The 17,246-nt window shown below is 64.2% G+C and carries 14 protein-coding genes; 9 read left to right on the top strand and 5 right to left on the bottom strand.

Features of this window, described 5'->3' with window-relative positions; translation table 11 throughout:
• Positions 1 to 124: 124 nt before the first annotated feature.
• Positions 125 to 934: a tRNA cyclic N6-threonylcarbamoyladenosine(37) synthase TcdA gene (gene tcdA / locus AC07VU_RS02000; protein ID WP_162805200.1), complete on the bottom strand. Its 810-nt coding sequence runs from the start codon at positions 932 to 934 to the stop codon at positions 125 to 127.
• A gap of 263 nt (positions 935 to 1,197) precedes the next feature.
• Between tcdA and AC07VU_RS01995 the strand changes: the two genes are divergently transcribed.
• The 4 genes from AC07VU_RS01995 (at position 1,198) to AC07VU_RS01980 (ending at position 6,413) form a co-directional block, all read left to right on the top strand.
• The gene (locus AC07VU_RS01995) at positions 1,198 to 3,792 is read left to right on the top strand and encodes a glycosyltransferase (protein WP_495029458.1); all 2,595 of its coding nucleotides are present in this window, start codon (positions 1,198 to 1,200) and stop codon (positions 3,790 to 3,792) included.
• A gap of 199 nt (positions 3,793 to 3,991) precedes the next feature.
• Entirely contained in the window at positions 3,992 to 5,143 is a 1,152-nt protein-coding gene (gene dapE / locus AC07VU_RS01990; protein WP_092417879.1) for a succinyl-diaminopimelate desuccinylase, read from the top strand.
• Positions 5,143 to 5,952: a putative RNA methyltransferase gene (locus AC07VU_RS01985; RefSeq protein WP_495029457.1), complete on the top strand. Its 810-nt coding sequence runs from the start codon at positions 5,143 to 5,145 to the stop codon at positions 5,950 to 5,952. The genes dapE and AC07VU_RS01985 overlap by 1 nt, the downstream gene beginning before the upstream one ends.
• An 83-nt stretch (positions 5,953 to 6,035) precedes the next feature.
• Positions 6,036 to 6,413 carry a hypothetical protein gene (locus AC07VU_RS01980; RefSeq protein WP_007927921.1) on the top strand — a complete coding sequence of 126 codons (378 nt, stop codon included), beginning with the start codon at positions 6,036 to 6,038 and terminating at the stop codon, positions 6,411 to 6,413.
• A 77-nt stretch (positions 6,414 to 6,490) separates the two neighbouring features.
• Here AC07VU_RS01980 and AC07VU_RS01975 read toward each other — a convergent pair whose 3' ends face one another.
• Positions 6,491 to 6,700, bottom strand: a complete 210-nt coding sequence (locus tag AC07VU_RS01975; RefSeq protein ID WP_007927922.1) for a cold-shock protein — start codon at positions 6,698 to 6,700, stop codon at positions 6,491 to 6,493.
• Positions 6,701 to 6,944: 244 nt separating this feature from the next.
• Between AC07VU_RS01975 and plsB the strand changes: the two genes are divergently transcribed.
• From plsB to AC07VU_RS01960, 3 genes are read left to right on the top strand one after another with little or no spacing between them, the layout of a single operon-like run.
• A complete protein-coding gene (gene plsB / locus AC07VU_RS01970; protein WP_053277630.1) occupies positions 6,945 to 9,449 on the top strand; it encodes a glycerol-3-phosphate 1-O-acyltransferase PlsB in 2,505 nt (834 codons plus the stop codon).
• 52 nt (positions 9,450 to 9,501) lie between these two features.
• A complete protein-coding gene (locus tag AC07VU_RS01965) occupies positions 9,502 to 9,900 on the top strand; it encodes a YbaY family lipoprotein (RefSeq protein WP_062823547.1) in 399 nt (132 codons plus the stop codon).
• A gap of 27 nt (positions 9,901 to 9,927) precedes the next feature.
• Positions 9,928 to 10,617: a DUF4197 domain-containing protein gene (locus tag AC07VU_RS01960; protein ID WP_277587966.1), complete on the top strand. Its 690-nt coding sequence runs from the start codon at positions 9,928 to 9,930 to the stop codon at positions 10,615 to 10,617.
• A gap of 122 nt (positions 10,618 to 10,739) precedes the next feature.
• Here AC07VU_RS01960 and AC07VU_RS01955 read toward each other — a convergent pair whose 3' ends face one another.
• Together AC07VU_RS01955 and AC07VU_RS01950 are read right to left on the bottom strand one after the other, a co-directional pair.
• Complete coding sequence (locus AC07VU_RS01955; protein ID WP_495029456.1) at positions 10,740 to 13,805, bottom strand: efflux RND transporter permease subunit; 3,066 nt, start codon at positions 13,803 to 13,805, stop codon at positions 10,740 to 10,742.
• 6 nt (positions 13,806 to 13,811) lie between these two features.
• Positions 13,812 to 14,912 carry an efflux RND transporter periplasmic adaptor subunit gene (locus AC07VU_RS01950; protein WP_062823549.1) on the bottom strand — a complete coding sequence of 367 codons (1,101 nt, stop codon included), beginning with the start codon at positions 14,910 to 14,912 and terminating at the stop codon, positions 13,812 to 13,814.
• Positions 14,913 to 15,005: 93 nt separating this feature from the next.
• On the opposite strand from AC07VU_RS01950, the gene AC07VU_RS01945 reads away from it, so the two are divergent.
• Positions 15,006 to 15,641, top strand: coding sequence for a TetR/AcrR family transcriptional regulator (locus tag AC07VU_RS01945; protein ID WP_277587964.1), 636 nt, complete (start codon positions 15,006 to 15,008; stop codon positions 15,639 to 15,641).
• 84 nt (positions 15,642 to 15,725) lie between these two features.
• Here the strand turns inward: AC07VU_RS01945 and AC07VU_RS01940 are convergent, their stop codons facing one another.
• Entirely contained in the window at positions 15,726 to 16,508 is a 783-nt protein-coding gene (locus AC07VU_RS01940) for a class I SAM-dependent methyltransferase (protein ID WP_028681752.1), read from the bottom strand.
• A gap of 94 nt (positions 16,509 to 16,602) precedes the next feature.
• On the opposite strand from AC07VU_RS01940, the gene AC07VU_RS01935 reads away from it, so the two are divergent.
• Entirely contained in the window at positions 16,603 to 17,223 is a 621-nt protein-coding gene (locus AC07VU_RS01935) for an energy transducer TonB (protein ID WP_277587963.1), read from the top strand.
• The last annotated feature ends 23 nt before the right edge of the window (positions 17,224 to 17,246 follow it).

Below are 17,246 nucleotides of genomic sequence, written 5' to 3'. Positions count from 1 at the left end.
CCGAATCTCTGTAGCCGCTGCCGCAGGCTGCGATCGACTCCGCAGGAGACGTGCTCTTGAGGCCCCCGGAAGCCCCTTCGGGCCTTATCGCAGCCTGCGGCAGCGGCTACAGGAATCTATTGCGTCAGATGGGTTTGATTCTGTCCGCCGGGCGCCGCACGCCTGCCACCAGCTTGTCCACCGCCTTGGTCGCCGCGACCATGCCGAAAGTCGCGGTGACCATCATCACCGCGCCAAAACCGCCGGCGCAGTCGAGTTTCACGCCATCGCCGACAAAGCTCTTCTGCAGGCAGATGCTGCCGTCCGGTTTCGGGTAGCGCAGTTGCTCGGTGGAAAACACGCAAGGCACGCTGTAGTGACGGGTCACGGTGCGGGAAAAACCGTAGTCGCGCCGCAGGGTCGAGCGCACTTTCGAGGCCAGCGGGTCGTTGAAGGTGCGGTTCAGGTCACAAACCTGGATCAGCGTCGGGTCGATCTGCCCGCCCGCGCCGCCGGTGGTGATGATCTGGATCTTGCGCCGTTTGCACCAGGCGATCAGCGCCGCCTTGGCGTTGACGCTGTCGATGCAGTCGATCACGCAGTCGATGTTCGGCGTGATGTATTCGGCCATGGTCTCGCGGGTGACGAAGTCCGCCACCGCATGCACGGTGCAGGCCGGATTGATCCCGCGCAGGCGCTCGGCCATGACCTCGACCTTGGCCTTGCCGACCGTGCTGTCGAGGGCGTGCAGCTGCCGATTGCTGTTGCTGACGCAGACGTCGTCCAGGTCGAACAGCGAGATCTCGCCCACACCGCAACGGGCAATGGCTTCCGCCGCCCAGGAGCCGACCCCGCCGACCCCGACGATCGCCACATGGGCGGCGCGCAAGCGTTCCAGCCCCTCGATGCCATACAACCGGGCGACGCCAGCAAACCGCGGATCTTCTGTACTCATGACCATTACCCCAAAAACCGGCGCGCATTATAGGGCCGATGTCCGTCAAGAGCATCTTTGCCCTATGAATGGCAGTCGGGGCTGCTTTAATGAGGGAACAATCTGAAAATTTCGTCGCCGAGAACTTAAATCGAGTTGGATTGCCCAACCTGCGGCTTTCCCCTGTGCGCTGTACGCTCAGTCGAAGGCCAGTGTAGGATGCGCGCCGCTTGGCGCATGCCGACCGTTCCCCCGTTCCACACCCTTTGGAACCCGAAATAGCTATGTCATCGCGTAAATTTGGACTCAATCTGGTGGTGGTTCTGGCAATCGCCGCCCTGTTCACCGGCTTCTGGGCACTGGTCAACCGCCCGGTTTCCGCCCCCAATTGGCCTGCACAAATCTCCGGCTTTTCCTACTCGCCTTTCCAGCTGGGCCAGTTCCCGCAGAAAGACCAGTTCCCGACCGACGACGAAATGCGTCGCGACCTGGAGATCATGAGCAAGCTGACCGACAACATTCGGACCTACTCGGTCGACGGCACGCTGGAGAACATCCCCAAGCTGGCGGAAGAGTTCGGCCTGCGCGTGACCCTCGGGATCTGGATCAGCCCGGACCTGGAGCGCAACGAGCGTGAAATCACCCGCGCCATCGACATCGCCAACAACTCGCGCAGTGTGGTGCGCGTGGTGGTCGGTAACGAAGCGATCTTCCGCAAGGAAATCACCGCCGACCAGTTGAGCGTCCTGCTCGATCGCGTGCGGGCCGCGGTCAAGGTCCCGGTCACCACTTCCGAGCAGTGGCACGTCTGGAAAGAACACCCGGAACTGGCCCAGCACACCGACCTGATCGCCGCCCACGTCCTGCCCTACTGGGAGTCCATCCCGATGGACAAGGCCGGGCAGTTCGTCCTCGACCGCGCCCGCGACTTGAAACAGATGTTCCCGAAAAAACCGCTGCTGCTGTCCGAGGTGGGCTGGCCGAGCAACGGCCGCATGCGTGGCGGCGCCGACGCCAGCCCGGCGGACCAGGCGATCTACCTGCGTAACCTGGTCAACAAGCTCAACCGCCAGGGCTACAACTACTTTGTGATCGAAGCCTTCGACCAGCCGTGGAAGGCCAGCGACGAAGGTTCGGTAGGCGCCTACTGGGGCGTGTTCAACGCCGCGCGCCAGCAGAAATTCAACTTCGAAGGCCCGGTGGTGGCGATCCCGCAATGGCGCGTGCTGGCCATCGGCTCGGTGGTCCTGGCGCTGCTGTCCCTGACCCTGCTGATGATCGACGGCTCGGCCCTGCGCCAGCGCGGGCGGACCTTCCTGACCTTCATCGCCTTCCTCTGCGGCTCGGTGCTGGTGTGGATCGGCTACGACTACAGCCAGCAATACAGCACCTGGTTCAGCCTGACGGTGGGCTTCCTGCTCGCCCTGGGTGCGCTCGGGGTGTTCATCGTATTGCTCACCGAGGCCCATGAACTGGCCGAGGCGGTCTGGGTACACAAGCGCCGGCGCGAGTTCCTGCCGGTCGAAGGCGACTCCAACTACCGGCCGAAAGTCTCGATCCATGTGCCGTGCTACAACGAGCCGCCGGAGATGGTCAAACAGACCCTCAATGCCCTGGCCAACCTCGATTACCCGGACTTCGAAGTCCTGATCATCGACAACAACACCAAGGACCCGGCGGTCTGGGAGCCGGTGCAGGCCTATTGCGAAACCCTCGGCCCGCGCTTCAAGTTCTTCCACGTCGCACCCCTGGCCGGCTTCAAGGGCGGCGCGCTGAACTACCTGATCCCGCACACCGCCAAGGACGCCGAAGTGATCGCGGTGATCGACTCGGACTACTGCGTCGATCGCAACTGGCTCAAGCACATGGTGCCGCACTTCGCCGACCCGAAAATCGCCGTGGTGCAATCGCCGCAGGATTACCGCGACCAGAACGAAAGCACCTTCAAGAAGCTCTGCTACGCGGAATACAAGGGCTTCTTCCATATCGGCATGGTCACCCGCAACGACCGTGACGCGATCATCCAGCACGGCACCATGACCATGACCCGCCGTTCGGTCCTGGAAGAACTGGGCTGGGCCGACTGGTGCATCTGCGAAGACGCCGAGCTGGGCCTGCGGGTGTTCGAGAAAGGCCTGTCGGCGGCGTACTACCACACCAGCTACGGCAAAGGCCTGATGCCGGATACCTTCATCGACTTCAAGAAACAGCGTTTCCGCTGGGCCTATGGGGCGATCCAGATCATCAAGCGCCACACCGCCAGCCTGCTGCGCGGCAAGGACACCGAGCTGACCCGTGGCCAGCGCTACCACTTCCTCGCGGGCTGGCTGCCGTGGGTGGCGGACGGCATGAACATCTTCTTCACCCTCGGCGCCCTGCTCTGGTCGGCGGCGATGATCATCGTGCCGCAGCGCGTCGATCCGCCGTTGCTGATCTTCGCGATCCCGCCCCTGGCGCTGTTCGTGTTCAAGGTCGGCAAGATCATCTTCCTCTACCGCCGGGCGGTCGGGGTCAACCTCAAGGACGCGTTCTGCGCGGCCGTGGCGGGCCTGGCGTTGTCCCACACCATCGCCAAGGCAGTGCTGTATGGCTTCTTCACCAGCAACATTCCGTTCATCCGCACACCGAAGAACGCCGACAACCACGGCTTCTGGGTGGCGATCTCGGAAGCCCGGGAAGAGCTGTTCATCATGCTGCTGTTGTGGGGCGCGGCGCTGGGCATCTACCTGGTGCAGGGCGGCCTGCCGAGCAACGACATGCGCTTCTGGGTGACCATGCTGCTGGTGCAGTCGCTGCCGTATGTGGCGGCACTGGTCATGGCCTTCCTGTCGTCGCTGCCAAAACCGCTTGCCGAAAGCACAGCGGTGGCGGCGGCATAAATCGCGGCAAAGCACTAAACGGCGGCCTCTGGCCGCCGTTTTGCTTTAAGATATCCGCCATTTTGCGCGCCTTGCCCCATTACCGTAGGAGCGAGGCTTGCCCGCGATAGCCACGACGCGGTTTGCCTGAGACGCCTCAGGTTTTCCATCGCGGGCAAGCCTCGCGCCTACACATAACGCCTTGCACCGGAGTTTCCCCATGACGGCCCACGCCGACCTTTCGCCGACCCTGCAACTCGCCTGTGACTTGATCCGCCGCCCGTCGGTGACGCCGGTCGACGCCGACTGCCAGAAGCTGATGATGCAGCGCCTGGGCGATGCCGGCTTCAAGCTGGAGCCGATGCGCATCGAGGATGTGGATAACTTCTGGGCCAGCCATGGCAAGCACGAAGGCCCGGTGCTGTGTTTCGCCGGCCATACCGACGTGGTACCCACCGGCCCGGTCCAGGCCTGGCAGAACGACCCGTTCGACGCATTGATCGACGAGCACGGCATGCTCTGCGGGCGCGGCGCGGCGGACATGAAAGGCAGCCTCGCGGCGATGCTGGTGGCGGCCGAGCGTTTTGTCGCCGACTACCCGGAGCACAAAGGCTCGGTGGCCTTCCTGATCACCAGCGACGAAGAAGGCCCGGCCCACCACGGCACCAAGGCGGTGGTCGAGCGCCTGGCGGCGCGCAAGGAGCGCCTGGACTGGTGCATCGTCGGCGAGCCGTCGAGCACCAGCCTGGTCGGTGACGTGGTCAAGAACGGCCGTCGCGGCTCCCTCGGCGCCAAACTCACAGTGCGCGGCGTGCAGGGCCACGTGGCCTACCCGCACCTGGCCAGGAACCCGATCCACCTGGCTGCAGCGGCCCTGGCCGAACTGGCCGCGGAGCATTGGGACGACGGCAATGCCTTCTTCCCGCCCACCAGCTTCCAGATTTCCAACCTGAATTCCGGCACCGGCGCGACCAACGTGATCCCTGGCGAGCTGGTGGCGGTGTTCAACTTCCGCTTCTCCACCGAATCCACGGTCGAAGGCCTGCAACAGCGCGTGGCCACCATCCTCGACAAGCACGGCCTGGACTGGCATGTGGAGTGGGCGTTGTCGGGCCTGCCGTTCCTCACCGAACCGGGCGCCCTGCTCGACGCGGTGTCGGCCAGCATCAAGGACGTCACCGGCCGCGAGACCAAGGCCTCCACCAGCGGCGGCACCTCCGACGGGCGTTTCATCGCCACCCTCGGCACCCAGGTGGTCGAGCTGGGCCCGGTCAACGCCACCATCCATCAGGTCAACGAGCGCGTGCTGGCCAGCGACCTCGACGTGCTGACCGAAATCTACTACCAGACCCTGATCAAGTTGCTCGCCTGATGCTTGCCTGCCCTATCTGCGCAGCGCCCCTGAGCGCCGTCGACAACGGTGTCGTATGCCCCGCCGGGCACCGCTTCGACCGCGCCCGCCAGGGTTACCTGAACCTGCTGCCGGTGCAGCATAAGAACAGCCGTGACCCGGGCGACAACCAGGCCATGGTCGAAGCCCGCCGCGACTTTCTCAATGCCGGCCATTACGCCCCGGTAGCCAGGCGCCTGGCCGAACTGGCCGCCGAGCGCGCTCCGCAGCGCTGGGTCGATATCGGTTGCGGCGAGGGTTACTACACCGCCCAGATAGCCGAAGCCCTGCCCCAGGCGGACGGTTATGCCCTGGACATCTCCCGGGAAGCGGTCAAGCGCGCCTGTCGCCGTGCCCCGCAGTTGACCTGGTTGATCGCCAGCATGGCCCGGGTGCCCCTGGCCGACGCCAGCTGCCAGTTCCTCGCCAGTGTCTTCAGCCCGCTGGACTGGCAGGAAGCCAAGCGCCTGCTCAGCCCTGGCGGCGGCCTGATGAAGGTCGGACCGACCAGCGGCCACCTGATGGAATTGCGCGAGCGCCTGTACGACGAGGTCCGCGAATACACCGACGACAAACACCTGGCGCTGGTGCCCGCGGGCATGGCGCTGCAACACAGTGAAACCCTGGACTTCAAGCTGACGCTGAGCCATCCGCAGGATCGCGCCAACCTGCTGGCCATGACGCCCCACGGCTGGCGCGCCAGTGCCGAACGCCGGGCCAGCGTGATCGAGCAGGCCGAGCCCTTCGAGGTCAGCGTGTCGATGCGCTACGATTACTTCGTACTGCAATAACCCATTAATCCACGGCCTCGAGCAGCGACTCGAGGCCGAATAAATCCGCGAATGGATTTTTCAGACCCGCAGTGAGGACATCCATGCGCCAACCGGATATCGAGATTTACCTGAAAGACGCCGACGTCGACCACAAGGCCATCGCCGCCTGGCTCGGCGCGGCCCTGGGCCCGTGCAGCGACTGGGTGCAGAAAGGCCAGACCTACAAATGCAAGGCGGGCAGCGTGCCAGTGACCTGGCTGCCGAAAGCCGTGGGCAAATGGAACAGCCTGTACCTGGAAAGCGACCAGACGCCGTGGGACGACGACATCGCCTGCGCCCGCGCCGCCTTCGCCGCGCTGAACGTCGAAGTGCGCTGCGCACCGGGCAGCTGGGTCGAGGAAGAAGGTGAGGAATCGGCCGACCGCTGGATTCGCATCAGCGCCGACGGGGAAGAAGAGATTACCTGGCGTACCGCCTGACTCTGATTACTGTAGGAGCGAAGCTTGCCCGCGATAGCGTTATCGCGAGCACGCTTCGCTCCTACAAGGCACAGCGCTTACAAGCCGACTACATCCTCTGCCTGCAAACCCTTCTGCCCCTCTACCACGGCGTATTCAACCTGCTGCCCTTCGGTCAGCGAGCGGTGGCCTTCACCACGAATAGCACGGTAGTGGACAAATACATCGGCACCACCTTCACGCTGAATGAAGCCGTAGCCCTTGGCGTCGTTGAACCACTTCACGCTGCCGGTCTCGCGAGTTGCCATCAATCCATCCTCCGTCTTTTTATTATCAGTCGGCTTACTGAAACGAAGCCGTGAGAACTTTCGCCTGGACCTGGGTTTCTATTGATGGGCCCCGCATGCCCAGGCGTCAGTCGGGCGAGTATATGACAGGCAGAAAAACTCTCAACTCAATCTTGTTTGCCGCTTTTTTGCCGATTTTCGGTGAATCCGGCACACTAGCCGCCCCGAGCAACTGCTCGGTTTTTTCCACTAAAGCAGAAGCCGTATGACCCGCTCCCCGTTCCGCCGTCTTGTGTTTGGCACCTTGCGCCGACTGTTGTACCTCTGGGTTCGCTCGGAGACGATCAACCAGTCGTCCTTCACCCTCAACCTCGACCGCAGTCGTCCGGTGTTCTACGTCCTGCAAAACCCTTCGCTCACCGACCTTGCCGTGGTCGATACCGAGTGCACCAAGGCCGGGTTGCCGCGCCCGGTGCTGCCGGTCTCGGTGGGTAACCTGCTGGAACCCGCCGCGTTCTTCTACCTGACCCCGGCCCCGGACTGGCTCGGCCGCCAGGACAAGCGTGGCGCGCCACCGACCCTGACCCGCCTGGTCAGCGCCCTGAGCCAGAATGCCGCCGAAGACGCGCAGATCATTCCGGTCAGCGTATTCTGGGGCCAGTCGCCCGACAGCGAATCGAGCCCATGGAAACTGCTGTTCGCCGACAGCTGGGCAGTCACCGGGCGCCTGCGCCGGCTGCTGAGCATCATGATCCTGGGCCGCAAGACCCGGGTGCAATTCTCCGCTCCGATCCACCTGCGCGAACTGATCGAGCACAACAAGGGCCACGAGCGTACCGTGCGCATGGCCCAGCGCATCCTGCGGGTGCACTTTCGCAACCTGAAGGCCGCGGTGATCGGCCCGGACATTTCCCACCGGCGCAACCTGGTCAAGGGCCTGCTGAACCAGCCGCTGGTCAAGCAGGCAATCCTCGACGAAGCCGAACGGGAAAAGATCTCCCCGGAAAAAGCCAAGGCCGTAGCCTTGCGTTATGGCAACGAGATCGCCTCGGACTACACCTTCACCGCGATCCGCTTCCTCGAAGTGGTGCTGAGCTGGTTCTGGAACAAGATCTACGACGGGATCAAGGTCAACCACATCGAAAGCGTGCAGAAAGTCGCCCCGGGCCACGAAGTGATCTACGTGCCCTGCCACCGCAGCCACATCGACTACCTGCTGCTGTCCTACCTGCTGTTCCGCAACGGCCTGACCCCGCCGCACATCGCCGCCGGGATCAACCTGAACATGCCGGTGATCGGCAGCCTGCTGCGAAGGGGTGGAGCGTTCTTCATGCGCCGCACCTTCAAGGGCAACCCGCTCTACACCTCGGTGTTCAACGAATACCTGCACACCCTGTTCACCAAGGGTTTCCCGGTGGAGTACTTCGTCGAGGGCGGGCGCTCGCGCACCGGGCGCATGCTGCAACCGAAAACCGGGATGCTGGCCATCACCCTGCGTAGCTTCCTGCGCTCCTCGCGCATGCCGATCGTCTTCGTCCCGGTGTACATCGGCTACGAGCGCGTGCTGGAAGGCCGCACCTACCTGGGCGAGCTGCGCGGCGCGAGCAAGAAGAAAGAGTCGATCTTCGACATCTTCAAGGTCATCGGCGCCCTCAAGCAGCGTTTCGGCCAGGTGGCGGTGAACTTCGGCGAGCCGATCAAGCTGGCCGAGTTCCTCGACCAGGAACAGCCAGGCTGGCGCGCCCAGGAGCTGGGCCCGCAGTTCAAACCGGCCTGGCTCAACGAAACCACCAACCGCCTGGGTGAAAAAGTCGCCCAGCACTTGAACGAGGCGGCGGCGATCAATCCGGTCAACCTGGTGGCGCTGGCGCTGCTGTCCACCAGCCGCCTGGCCCTCGACGACCGCGCCATGGCCCGGGTCCTGGACCTGTACCTGGCGCTGCTGCGCAAGGTTCCCTACTCGCCCCACACCACCCTGCCGGAAGGCGATGGCCGGGCCTTGATCGAGCATGTGAAGGACATGGACCTGCTGTCCGAGCAGAGCGATGCCCTGGGCAAGATCCTCTACCTGGACGAGCAGAACGCCGTCCTGATGACCTACTACCGCAACAACGTGCTGCACATCTTCGCCCTGCCGGCGTTGCTGGCGAGCTTCTTCCAGAGCTCGTCGCGCATGAGCCGCGAACAGATCCTGCGCTACACCCGGGCGCTGTACCCCTACCTGCAGTCGGAGCTGTTCATCCGCTGGTCCCTGGACGAGCTGGACGGGGTGATCGACCAATGGCTGGAGGCCTTCGTCGAGCAAGGCCTGCTGCGCTTCGAGAAGGACCTGTACCTGCGTCCGGCCCCAAGCTCGCGGCATTTCGTGCTGCTGACCCTGCTGTCCAAGAGCATCGCCCAGACCCTACAGCGCTTCTACATGGCCATCTCGCTGCTGCTCAACAGCGGCCAGCGCAGCATCAGCGCCGAAGAGCTGGAAGACCTGTGCACGGTCATGGCCCAGCGCCTGTCGATCCTGCATGGCCTGAATGCCCCGGAGTTCTTCGACAAGAGCCTGTTCCGCCACTTCATCCAGACCTTGCTGGAGCAGGACGTGCTGCGCCGCGACGAAGCCGGCAAGTTGAGCTACCACGAACTGCTCGGCGAACTGGCCGAGGGCGCGGCCAAGCGCGTGCTGCCGGCGGAGATTCGCCTGTCGATCCGCCAGGTGGCCCTGCATCGCAGCGAAGATGCTGCCGAGCAGGTCGCCGCACCGCAGCAAAGCGACTAGATTCTTATCGGCGCCAGGCGGTTTCTGGCGCCCCCCGATACGGAGATCCAGCATGAAAAAGCTCACCCTGCTCGCCCTTACCACCCTGCTCGGGGCCTGTAACAGCATGCAACCTGCCAGCAAAGCCAGCCTCGATGGCGAAGTCTTCTACCTGCAACGCATCGCCCTGCCGCCGGCCGCCACCCTGAGCGTCAGCCTGCAGGACGTGTCGCTGGCCGACGCCCCCGCGGTGCTGCTGGCCGAACAGAAGGGCCCGGTCAAAGGCCAGGTGCCGCTGCCCTTCCACCTCAGCTACGACCCGGCCCAGGTCAAACCCGGGCACCGTTATTCGGTCAGTGCGCGGATCGAAGTGGCTGGCAAACTGCTGTTCGTCACCACCGAGCACAACGGGGTGAAACTCGACGGCAGCGATCCGCAACCGCTGAAAATCCGCGTCGACGCGGTTCGCTAATCCCTTTTCTCGAACAAGGAAGCTGCCATGCTCCGTTCTTCCCTTCGCTTCACCAGCCTGTGCGCCGGCCTGCTGATCTGTGCCAGTGCCCTGGCGCTGTCCCTCGGCGACCTGTCGCAGCAAGACGCCACCGGCGGCCTCAAGGATGCCCTGACCCAGGGAGCCCAGGTCGCGGTCAAACAACTGGGCACCGCCGGCGGTTTCAGCAACAACCCGGATGTGCGCATCGAACTGCCGGGCAACCTCGGCAAAGTGGCGAAGAAAATGAAGCAGTTCGGCATGGGCGCCCAGGTCGAGGAACTCGAGACCAGCATGAACAAGGCCGCCGAGGCCGCCGTGCCGCAGGCCCAGGCGCTGCTGGTGGATGCCGTGAAGAAGATGAGCGTGGAGGACGCCAAGGGCATTCTCAACGGTGGCAAGGATTCCGCCACCCAATACCTGAGCAAGACCAGCCGCGAACAGATCCGCGTGAAGTTCCTGCCGATCGTCAAACAGGCCACCGACCAGGTGGGCCTGGCCAAGCAGTACAACGCCTTCGCCGGCCAGGCCGCCACCTTCGGCGTGCTGGATGCGAAGAACGCGAATATCGAAAGCTACGTGACCGAACAGGCGCTCAACGGCCTGTTCGAGATGATCGGCAAACAGGAAGCGACCATTCGCGAGAACCCGGCGGCAGCGGCCACCAGCCTGGCGAAAAAAGTCTTCGGTACCCTCTGAAGCCACCCGATCCCCTGTAGGAGCAGCCGGTCGACGCTCGATTGCTCGCGATCTAGACACCGCGGTGTGCCTGACACACCGCGGCGTCTAGATCGCGGGCAAGCCTCGCTCCTACAGGCGAATCAGGTTTTCCTGACCCGGAACCACGCCGCATACAACGCAGGCAGGAACAGCAGGGTCAGCGCCGTCGCGACAATCAGCCCGCCCATGATCGCCACCGCCATCGGCCCGAAGAACACGCTGCGTGACAGCGGGATCATCGCCAGCACCGCCGCCAGCGCGGTCAGCACGATCGGCCGGAAACGCCTGACCGTCGCCTCGATGATCGCCTGCCACGGCGTGAGCCCGGCAGCGATATCCTGCTCGATCTGATCCACCAGGATCACCGAGTTGCGCATGATCATCCCCGACAGCGCGATAGTCCCGAGCATCGCCACGAAGCCGAACGGCTGACGGAACACCATCAGGAACAGGGTCACGCCGATCAACCCCAGCGGCGCGGTGAGGAACACCATCGCCGTGCGCGAGAAGCTGCGCAGTTGCAGCATCAGCAGGGTCAGCACCACCACGATGAACAGCGGCACGCCGGCCTTCACCGAGTTCTGCCCACGCGCCGAGTCTTCCACGGTGCCGCCGACGTCCAGCAGATAACCGTCCGGCAGTTCGGCGCGGATCGGCCCCAGGGTCGGCAGGATCTGCTGCACCAGGGTCGCCGGCTGTTCCTTGCCATAGATGTCGGCCCGCACGGTGACGTTCGGCAGGCGGTTGCGGTGCCAGATGATGCCTTCCTCGAAGCCGTACTCCAGGGTCGCGACCTGCGACAGCGCCACGCTCTTGCCGTTGTCGGTGGGCACCGCCAGGCTCGACAGCAGCGACAGCTCGGTGCGTTCATGCAAGGTCCCGCGCAGCAGGATCTCGATCAACTCGTTGTCTTCGCGGTACTGGCTGACGCTGGAACCGGTCAGCGAGCTTTGCAGGAATTTCGCCAGGTTGGCGGTACTCACGCCCAGGGCCCGCGCACGGTCCTGATCGATATTGAGGTAGACCACCTTGCTCGGTTCTTCCCAATCCAGGTGCACGTTGACCACGTGGGGGTTCTCGCGGACCTTGGCCGCCACCTTGCGCGCCAGGGCCCGCACCTCTTCGATATGCTCGCCGGTGACGCGGAACTGCACTGGGTAGCCCACGGGCGGGCCGTTCTCCAGGCGGGTGACCCGCGAACGCAGGGCCGGGAACTGCTCGTCGAGGGTTTCGATCAGCCAGCTGCGCAGGCTTTCACGCTCCTCGATGGTCTTGGCCAGCACCACGAACTGGGCAAAACTCGCCGCCGGCAGTTGCTGGTCCAGGGGCAGGTAGAAACGCGGCGAACCGGTGCCGACGTAAGCCACATAGTTATCGATGCCGGCATGATCCTTGAGCATCGCCTCCAGGCGCTTGACCTGATCGGCGGTGTTGCTCAGGGACGCGCCCTCGGCCAGCTTCAGGTCGACCATCAGCTCCAGGCGCCCGGAAGCCGGGAAGAACTGCTGCGGCACGAAGCGGAACAGCATCACCGAGGCAATGAACAGCAGCACGGTCAAGGCGATCACGGTCTTGCGCCGGCGCACGCACCATTCCACCATCCGCCGCACCCGCTGATAGAACGGCGTGCCGTACGGATCGGGCTGTCCGTCGGCGCTGCCGTGCTTGGCCGCATGCAGCTTGGCCAGGTCCGGCAGCAGCTTCTCGCCCAGGTAGGGCACGAACACCACCGCGGCGATCCAAGAGGCCAGCAAGGCGATGGTCACCACCTGGAAGATCGAACGGGTGTATTCGCCGGTGCCGGACTGCGCCGTGGCGATCGGCAGGAAACCCGCGGCGGTGATCAGGGTGCCGGTGAGCATCGGGAACGCCGTGCTGGTCCAGGCGTAGCTGGCGGCCTTGAGCCGGTCGTAGCCCTGCTCCATCTTGATCGCCATCATCTCCACCGCGATGATCGCGTCGTCCACCAGCAGGCCCAGCGCCAACACCAGCGCGCCTAGGGAGATCTTGTGCAGGCCGATCCCCAGGTAGTACATGGTGGCGAAGGTCATCGCCAGCACCAGCGGAATCGCCAGGGCCACCACCATGCCGGTGCGCACGCCCAGGGAAAAGAAGCTCACCAGCAGCACGATCGCCAGGGCTTCCACCAGCACCTGGACGAACTCGCCGACGCCGGTCTTCACCGCGGCCGGCTGGTCGGAGACCTTGCGCAGCTCCATACCGGCGGGGAGGTTTTTCTGGATCCGGGCGAACTCCAGTTCCAGCGCCTTGCCCAGCACCAGGATGTCGCCGCCGTCCTTCATCGCCACGGCCAGGCCGATCGCGTCCTGGCCCATGAAACGCATGCGCGGCGCCGGTGGATCGTTGAAGCCGCGACGCACATCCGCCACATCGCCGATACGGAAGGTGCGGTCGGCCACCCGGATCGGGAAGTTGCTGATCTGCTCGACGCTCTGGAAATTGCCGGACACCCGCAATTGCAGGCGCTCGCTGCTGGTCTCGAAGAAACCGGCGGTGGACACCGCGTTCTGCTCCTCCAGGGCCTGCTGCACCGCCGCTAGGGGCAGACCCAAGGTCGCCAGCTTGACGTTCGACAGCTCGATCCAGACCTTCTCGTCCTGCAAGCCCAGCAGGTCGACCTTGCCCACGTCCTTGACCCGCTGCAGCTGGATCTGGATGCGGTCGGCGTAATCCTTGAGCACCGCGTAGTCGAAACCGTCGCCGGTCAGCGCATAGATATTGCCAAAGGTGGTGCCGAACTCATCGTTGAAGAACGGGCCCTGGATACCCGGCGGCAGGGTATGGCGAATATCGCTGATCTTCTTGCGTACCTGATACCAGAGCTCGGGGATCTGGTTCGAGTGCATCGAGTCGCGCGCCATGAAGGTCACCTGGGACTCGCCCGGGCGGGAAAACGAGACGATGCGCTCGTATTCGCCGGTTTCCATCAATTTCTTTTCGATGCGTTCGGTGACCTGCCGGGAAACCTCCTGGGCCGTGGCGCCCGGCCAGTTGGTGCGGATCACCATGGCCTTGAAGGTGAACGGCGGGTCTTCGCTCTGGCCCAGCTTGGTGTAGGACAGCGCCCCGACAATGGCCAGCAACAGCATCAGGAACAGCACGATCTGGCGGTTGCGCAACGCCCATTCGGAAAGATTGAAACCCATCGGGGATTACTCCTTGGCCGCCAGATTGACTACGCGGTTGGAGCGATCCACCGGGCGCACCTGCTGCCCCTCATGGAGCACATGCACACCCGCAGCCACCACCCAGTCGCTGACCCCGAGGCCTTCGAGCACCGGCACGCTCTTTTCGCCGAAGGCGCCAAGGCGCACCGGGGTCTTTTTCAGGGTGTTGTTGGCGTCGACCCGCCAGACATAGGCGGCACCGTTCTCCGCAGTCACCGCCGACAGCGGCACCGACAACGGCACACTGGCCGCGGCCTGGATGAACACTCGGGCGCTCTGCCCCAGCTCGGCCGGGACCTTGCCGGCGGTAAAGGCAATGCGGGCGGCGAAGGTACGGGAGCGTGGGTCGGCGGCCGGCGACAGCTCGCGGATCTGCCCGGCGAAACGCTGGTCGGGCTGGCTCCACAACTCCACCGACACCGGCTGGCCGATGCGGAAACGGCCGAAACCCTGCTCCGGCAGGCTGATCAGCACTTCCCGCTCGCCGTCGGTAGCCAGGGTAAAGACGGTCTGGCCGGCGGCGACCACCTGTCCGACCTCGACCGTGCGCCGGGCCACGACACCATCCTGGGGCGCGCGCAGTACGGCGTAACCGGCCTGGTTGCTGGCCACGTCGAACTCGGCCTTGATCTGCTTGAGCCGGGCCAGGCCGGAGCGATACAGGTTCTCGGCGTTGTCGTACTGGGACCGGCTGACCAGTTGCCGGTCCATCAGGGTCTTGTAGCGGTCACGCTCGGAGCGCACCAGGTTCAGGTTGGCTTCGGCCGCCGCCACCTGGGCCCGGGTGGCCTCCAGTTGCAGCCGCACGTCCTGCGGGTCGAGCTCGGCCAATGGCTGGTCGGCTTTCACCCGCTGCCCCTCATCGACCAGTCGTCGGCTAACCTTGCCCCCAATCCGGAACGCCAGGTCCGGTTCGTAACGCGCCCGGACCTCGCCGGGGTAGCTGTCCATGGCCTGCGCCGCGGGCTCTGGCTGCACCACCATGGCCGGGCGAACGGTGGTTTGCGCGGTTTCTTCATGTCCGCACGCGGACAGCAGAACGGCCAGGCTGACGGGCAACGCGAGGGGTAAGGCATAGCGGAACATGGCGGGGGACCTTTCGCTAAGGGTGCTTCGATTAATTATACTGGCGGGTATGTTATTAATAGCAAACTCACCAGTCCAGTATTAAAGCGAAGAATGTCCGACAATCTTTCCACCTCAAACGGCCCCGGCCGCCCCAAGGACCTGGCAAAACGCCAGGCCATCCTCGAAGCCGCGAAAACGCTGTTCCTGAGCAATGGCTACGCCAACACCAGCATGGACGCGGTGGCTGGCGAAGCCGGTGTTTCCAAGCTGACGGTGTACAGCCATTTCAACGACAAGGAGACCCTGTTCTCCGCCGCGGTGATGGCCAAGTGCGAGGAGCAGTTGCCGACGCTGATTTTCGAGCTGCCGGCCGGCATGCCGATCGAAAGCGTGTTGCTGAACATTGGCCGGGGCTTTCACCTGCTGATCAACAGCGAAGAATCCCTGAACCTGCATCGCCTGATCATGGCCCTGGGCAGCCAGGACCCGAAGCTCTCGCAGATCTTCTTCGAGGCCGGGCCACAACGCATGGTGCAAGGCATGGAGCGGCTGCTGACCAGGGTCGACCAGAGCGGCGCCCTGCGCATCGACAAGCCGCGCAACGCCGCCGAGCATTTCTTCTGCCTGCTCAAGGGCGCGGCGAACTTTCGCCTGCTCTACGGCTGCGGCGAGCCGCTGAGCGACGAAGCCGCCGAGGAGCATGTGCGGGAAGTGGTGGGGTTGTTCATGCGGGCGTATCGAGCCTGAAGACCCTATCGCGAGCAAGCTCGGTCCTACAGGTCATGCGCAGTCCCTGTAGGAGCGAGCTTGCTCGCGAAAAACCGATGAAGATCAGGCCTTGAGCGCCTTCTTCGGATAGATATCGTAACGGCTGGATTTGCCATCCAGCGCATGGCTCGGCTTGGGGCCTGCGATGCACGGCGCCTTGCGCGGGCGCTTGACCACCACCCGGTGGCTGGCCAGGGCCAGGGCGGCCTCCAGCAGCGCCGGGGCGTCCGGGTCGTCCCCGACCAGTGGGCGGAACAGGCGCATTTCCTTTTTCACCAGCGCGGTCTTTTCCCGATGCGGGAACATCGGGTCCAGGTAGATCACCTGGGGCGGCTCGCCCTCCCAGTTGCGCATCACCTCGATCGAGTTGCCCTTGAGCAGGTGCATGCGCGCCACGATCGGCGCCACCTCGAAATCCTCTCCCGCCCGGGCCAGGCCATCTTCCAGCAAGGCGCCGATCAAGGGCTGGCGTTCGATCAGGCTCATCTCGCAGCCGAGGCTGGCCAGGACGAACGCATCCTTGCCCAGCCCCGCCGTGGCATCCAGGATTCGCGGACGCACACCCTGGGCAATGCCCACCGCCTTGGCGATCATCTGCCCGCTACCACCGCCATACAGCCGCCGGTGCGCCGCGCCACCCTCGACAAAGTCCACCCGCACCGGCCCTGGCGCATCGGCGCCGAGCTGCTGCAGTTGCAAGCCCTGCTCGCCGACCTGCAGGGCGAACTCCGCCTCGTCGATCTGCAATGGCAGCCCCAGTCGCTCGGCCCAGTGCGCCGCCTGCGGCTGGAATGCATCGGCCAAGGCCTCGACTTTGATGCGGCAGGCCGCTGGTTGCTCACTCATCTGAAAACACGCTCAAAAAATTAATGATCGGCAAAAACTGCCGATAAAAGAACTATCCGGCATTTTGCCAGAGCTGAGCGTCGACCCGAGAGAAATGTCAGACATTCGAAGCCTATCCATTGGCGTCATATCGCCCCACGGCGATTACGGCCTAAAAAATTCCCAGGCACTGAGCGGCGTCAGCCATCTGTGGCAGGATTTTTTTGCCCAGGCGCTGGCCGAGCAACGCGGCGATGGCACGAAGGTCACTGACAACAATTCTCCGGTGGCCGTGGACGGCCCGACCGAACCCCATGGCGGCAGCGACCTGCTGGCGCAAATCGTTACCCAGCGTCATTGCGACGTCCAGGACACCGAGATCCGCCCGCCGGAACCGTTGTTCCTGCCGATCGCCGAGTTCGAGACCGAGCTGCTGGACAAACCGTTTCCGCCCTTCCCGCCGGAAGAAATCGCCGCCCAGCAACACCAACAAGACTTCGAAAGCGGCTGGGTACGCCCCATTGTCCTCAATGCCGGCCAGCCCCTGCCCGAGCCGGGCCCGGCGCCGCAACCGCGGCCGTTGCACCTGCCGATCGCCGAATTCGAACTGGAGCTGCTGGACAAACCCTTCCCGCCCTTCCCGCCGCAAGAGCTCATCGAGCAACAGAAGCAGTTCGATTTCGATACCGGCTGGGCGCGTCCGCTGATCCTGCAGAACCTGCGGATCGCTGCCTGACCTTCAACCAGCCGCGTCAGACA

It is taken from the genome of Pseudomonas sp. GW821-FHT02B10, assembly GCF_059421865.1.
This window is presented reverse-complemented; position numbering and strand designations above follow the sequence as displayed.

Excerpts from the sequence above, each read along its gene's own strand:
- tcdA (WP_162805200.1), bottom strand. The coding sequence starts at position 934 with ATGAGTACAGAAGATCCGCGGTTTGCTGGCGTCGCCCGGTTGTATGGC.
- AC07VU_RS01995 (WP_495029458.1), top strand. The coding sequence starts at position 1,198 with ATGTCATCGCGTAAATTTGGACTCAATCTGGTGGTGGTTCTGGCAATC.
- dapE (WP_092417879.1), top strand. The coding sequence starts at position 3,992 with ATGACGGCCCACGCCGACCTTTCGCCGACCCTGCAACTCGCCTGTGAC.
- AC07VU_RS01985 (WP_495029457.1), top strand. The coding sequence starts at position 5,143 with ATGCTTGCCTGCCCTATCTGCGCAGCGCCCCTGAGCGCCGTCGACAAC.
- AC07VU_RS01980 (WP_007927921.1), top strand. The coding sequence starts at position 6,036 with ATGCGCCAACCGGATATCGAGATTTACCTGAAAGACGCCGACGTCGAC.
- AC07VU_RS01975 (WP_007927922.1), bottom strand. The coding sequence starts at position 6,700 with ATGGCAACTCGCGAGACCGGCAGCGTGAAGTGGTTCAACGACGCCAAG.
- plsB (WP_053277630.1), top strand. The coding sequence starts at position 6,945 with ATGACCCGCTCCCCGTTCCGCCGTCTTGTGTTTGGCACCTTGCGCCGA.
- AC07VU_RS01965 (WP_062823547.1), top strand. The coding sequence starts at position 9,502 with ATGAAAAAGCTCACCCTGCTCGCCCTTACCACCCTGCTCGGGGCCTGT.
- AC07VU_RS01960 (WP_277587966.1), top strand. The coding sequence starts at position 9,928 with ATGCTCCGTTCTTCCCTTCGCTTCACCAGCCTGTGCGCCGGCCTGCTG.
- AC07VU_RS01955 (WP_495029456.1), bottom strand. The coding sequence starts at position 13,805 with ATGGGTTTCAATCTTTCCGAATGGGCGTTGCGCAACCGCCAGATCGTG.
- AC07VU_RS01950 (WP_062823549.1), bottom strand. The coding sequence starts at position 14,912 with ATGTTCCGCTATGCCTTACCCCTCGCGTTGCCCGTCAGCCTGGCCGTT.
- AC07VU_RS01945 (WP_277587964.1), top strand. The coding sequence starts at position 15,006 with ATGTCCGACAATCTTTCCACCTCAAACGGCCCCGGCCGCCCCAAGGAC.
- AC07VU_RS01940 (WP_028681752.1), bottom strand. The coding sequence starts at position 16,508 with ATGAGTGAGCAACCAGCGGCCTGCCGCATCAAAGTCGAGGCCTTGGCC.
- AC07VU_RS01935 (WP_277587963.1), top strand. The coding sequence starts at position 16,603 with ATGTCAGACATTCGAAGCCTATCCATTGGCGTCATATCGCCCCACGGC.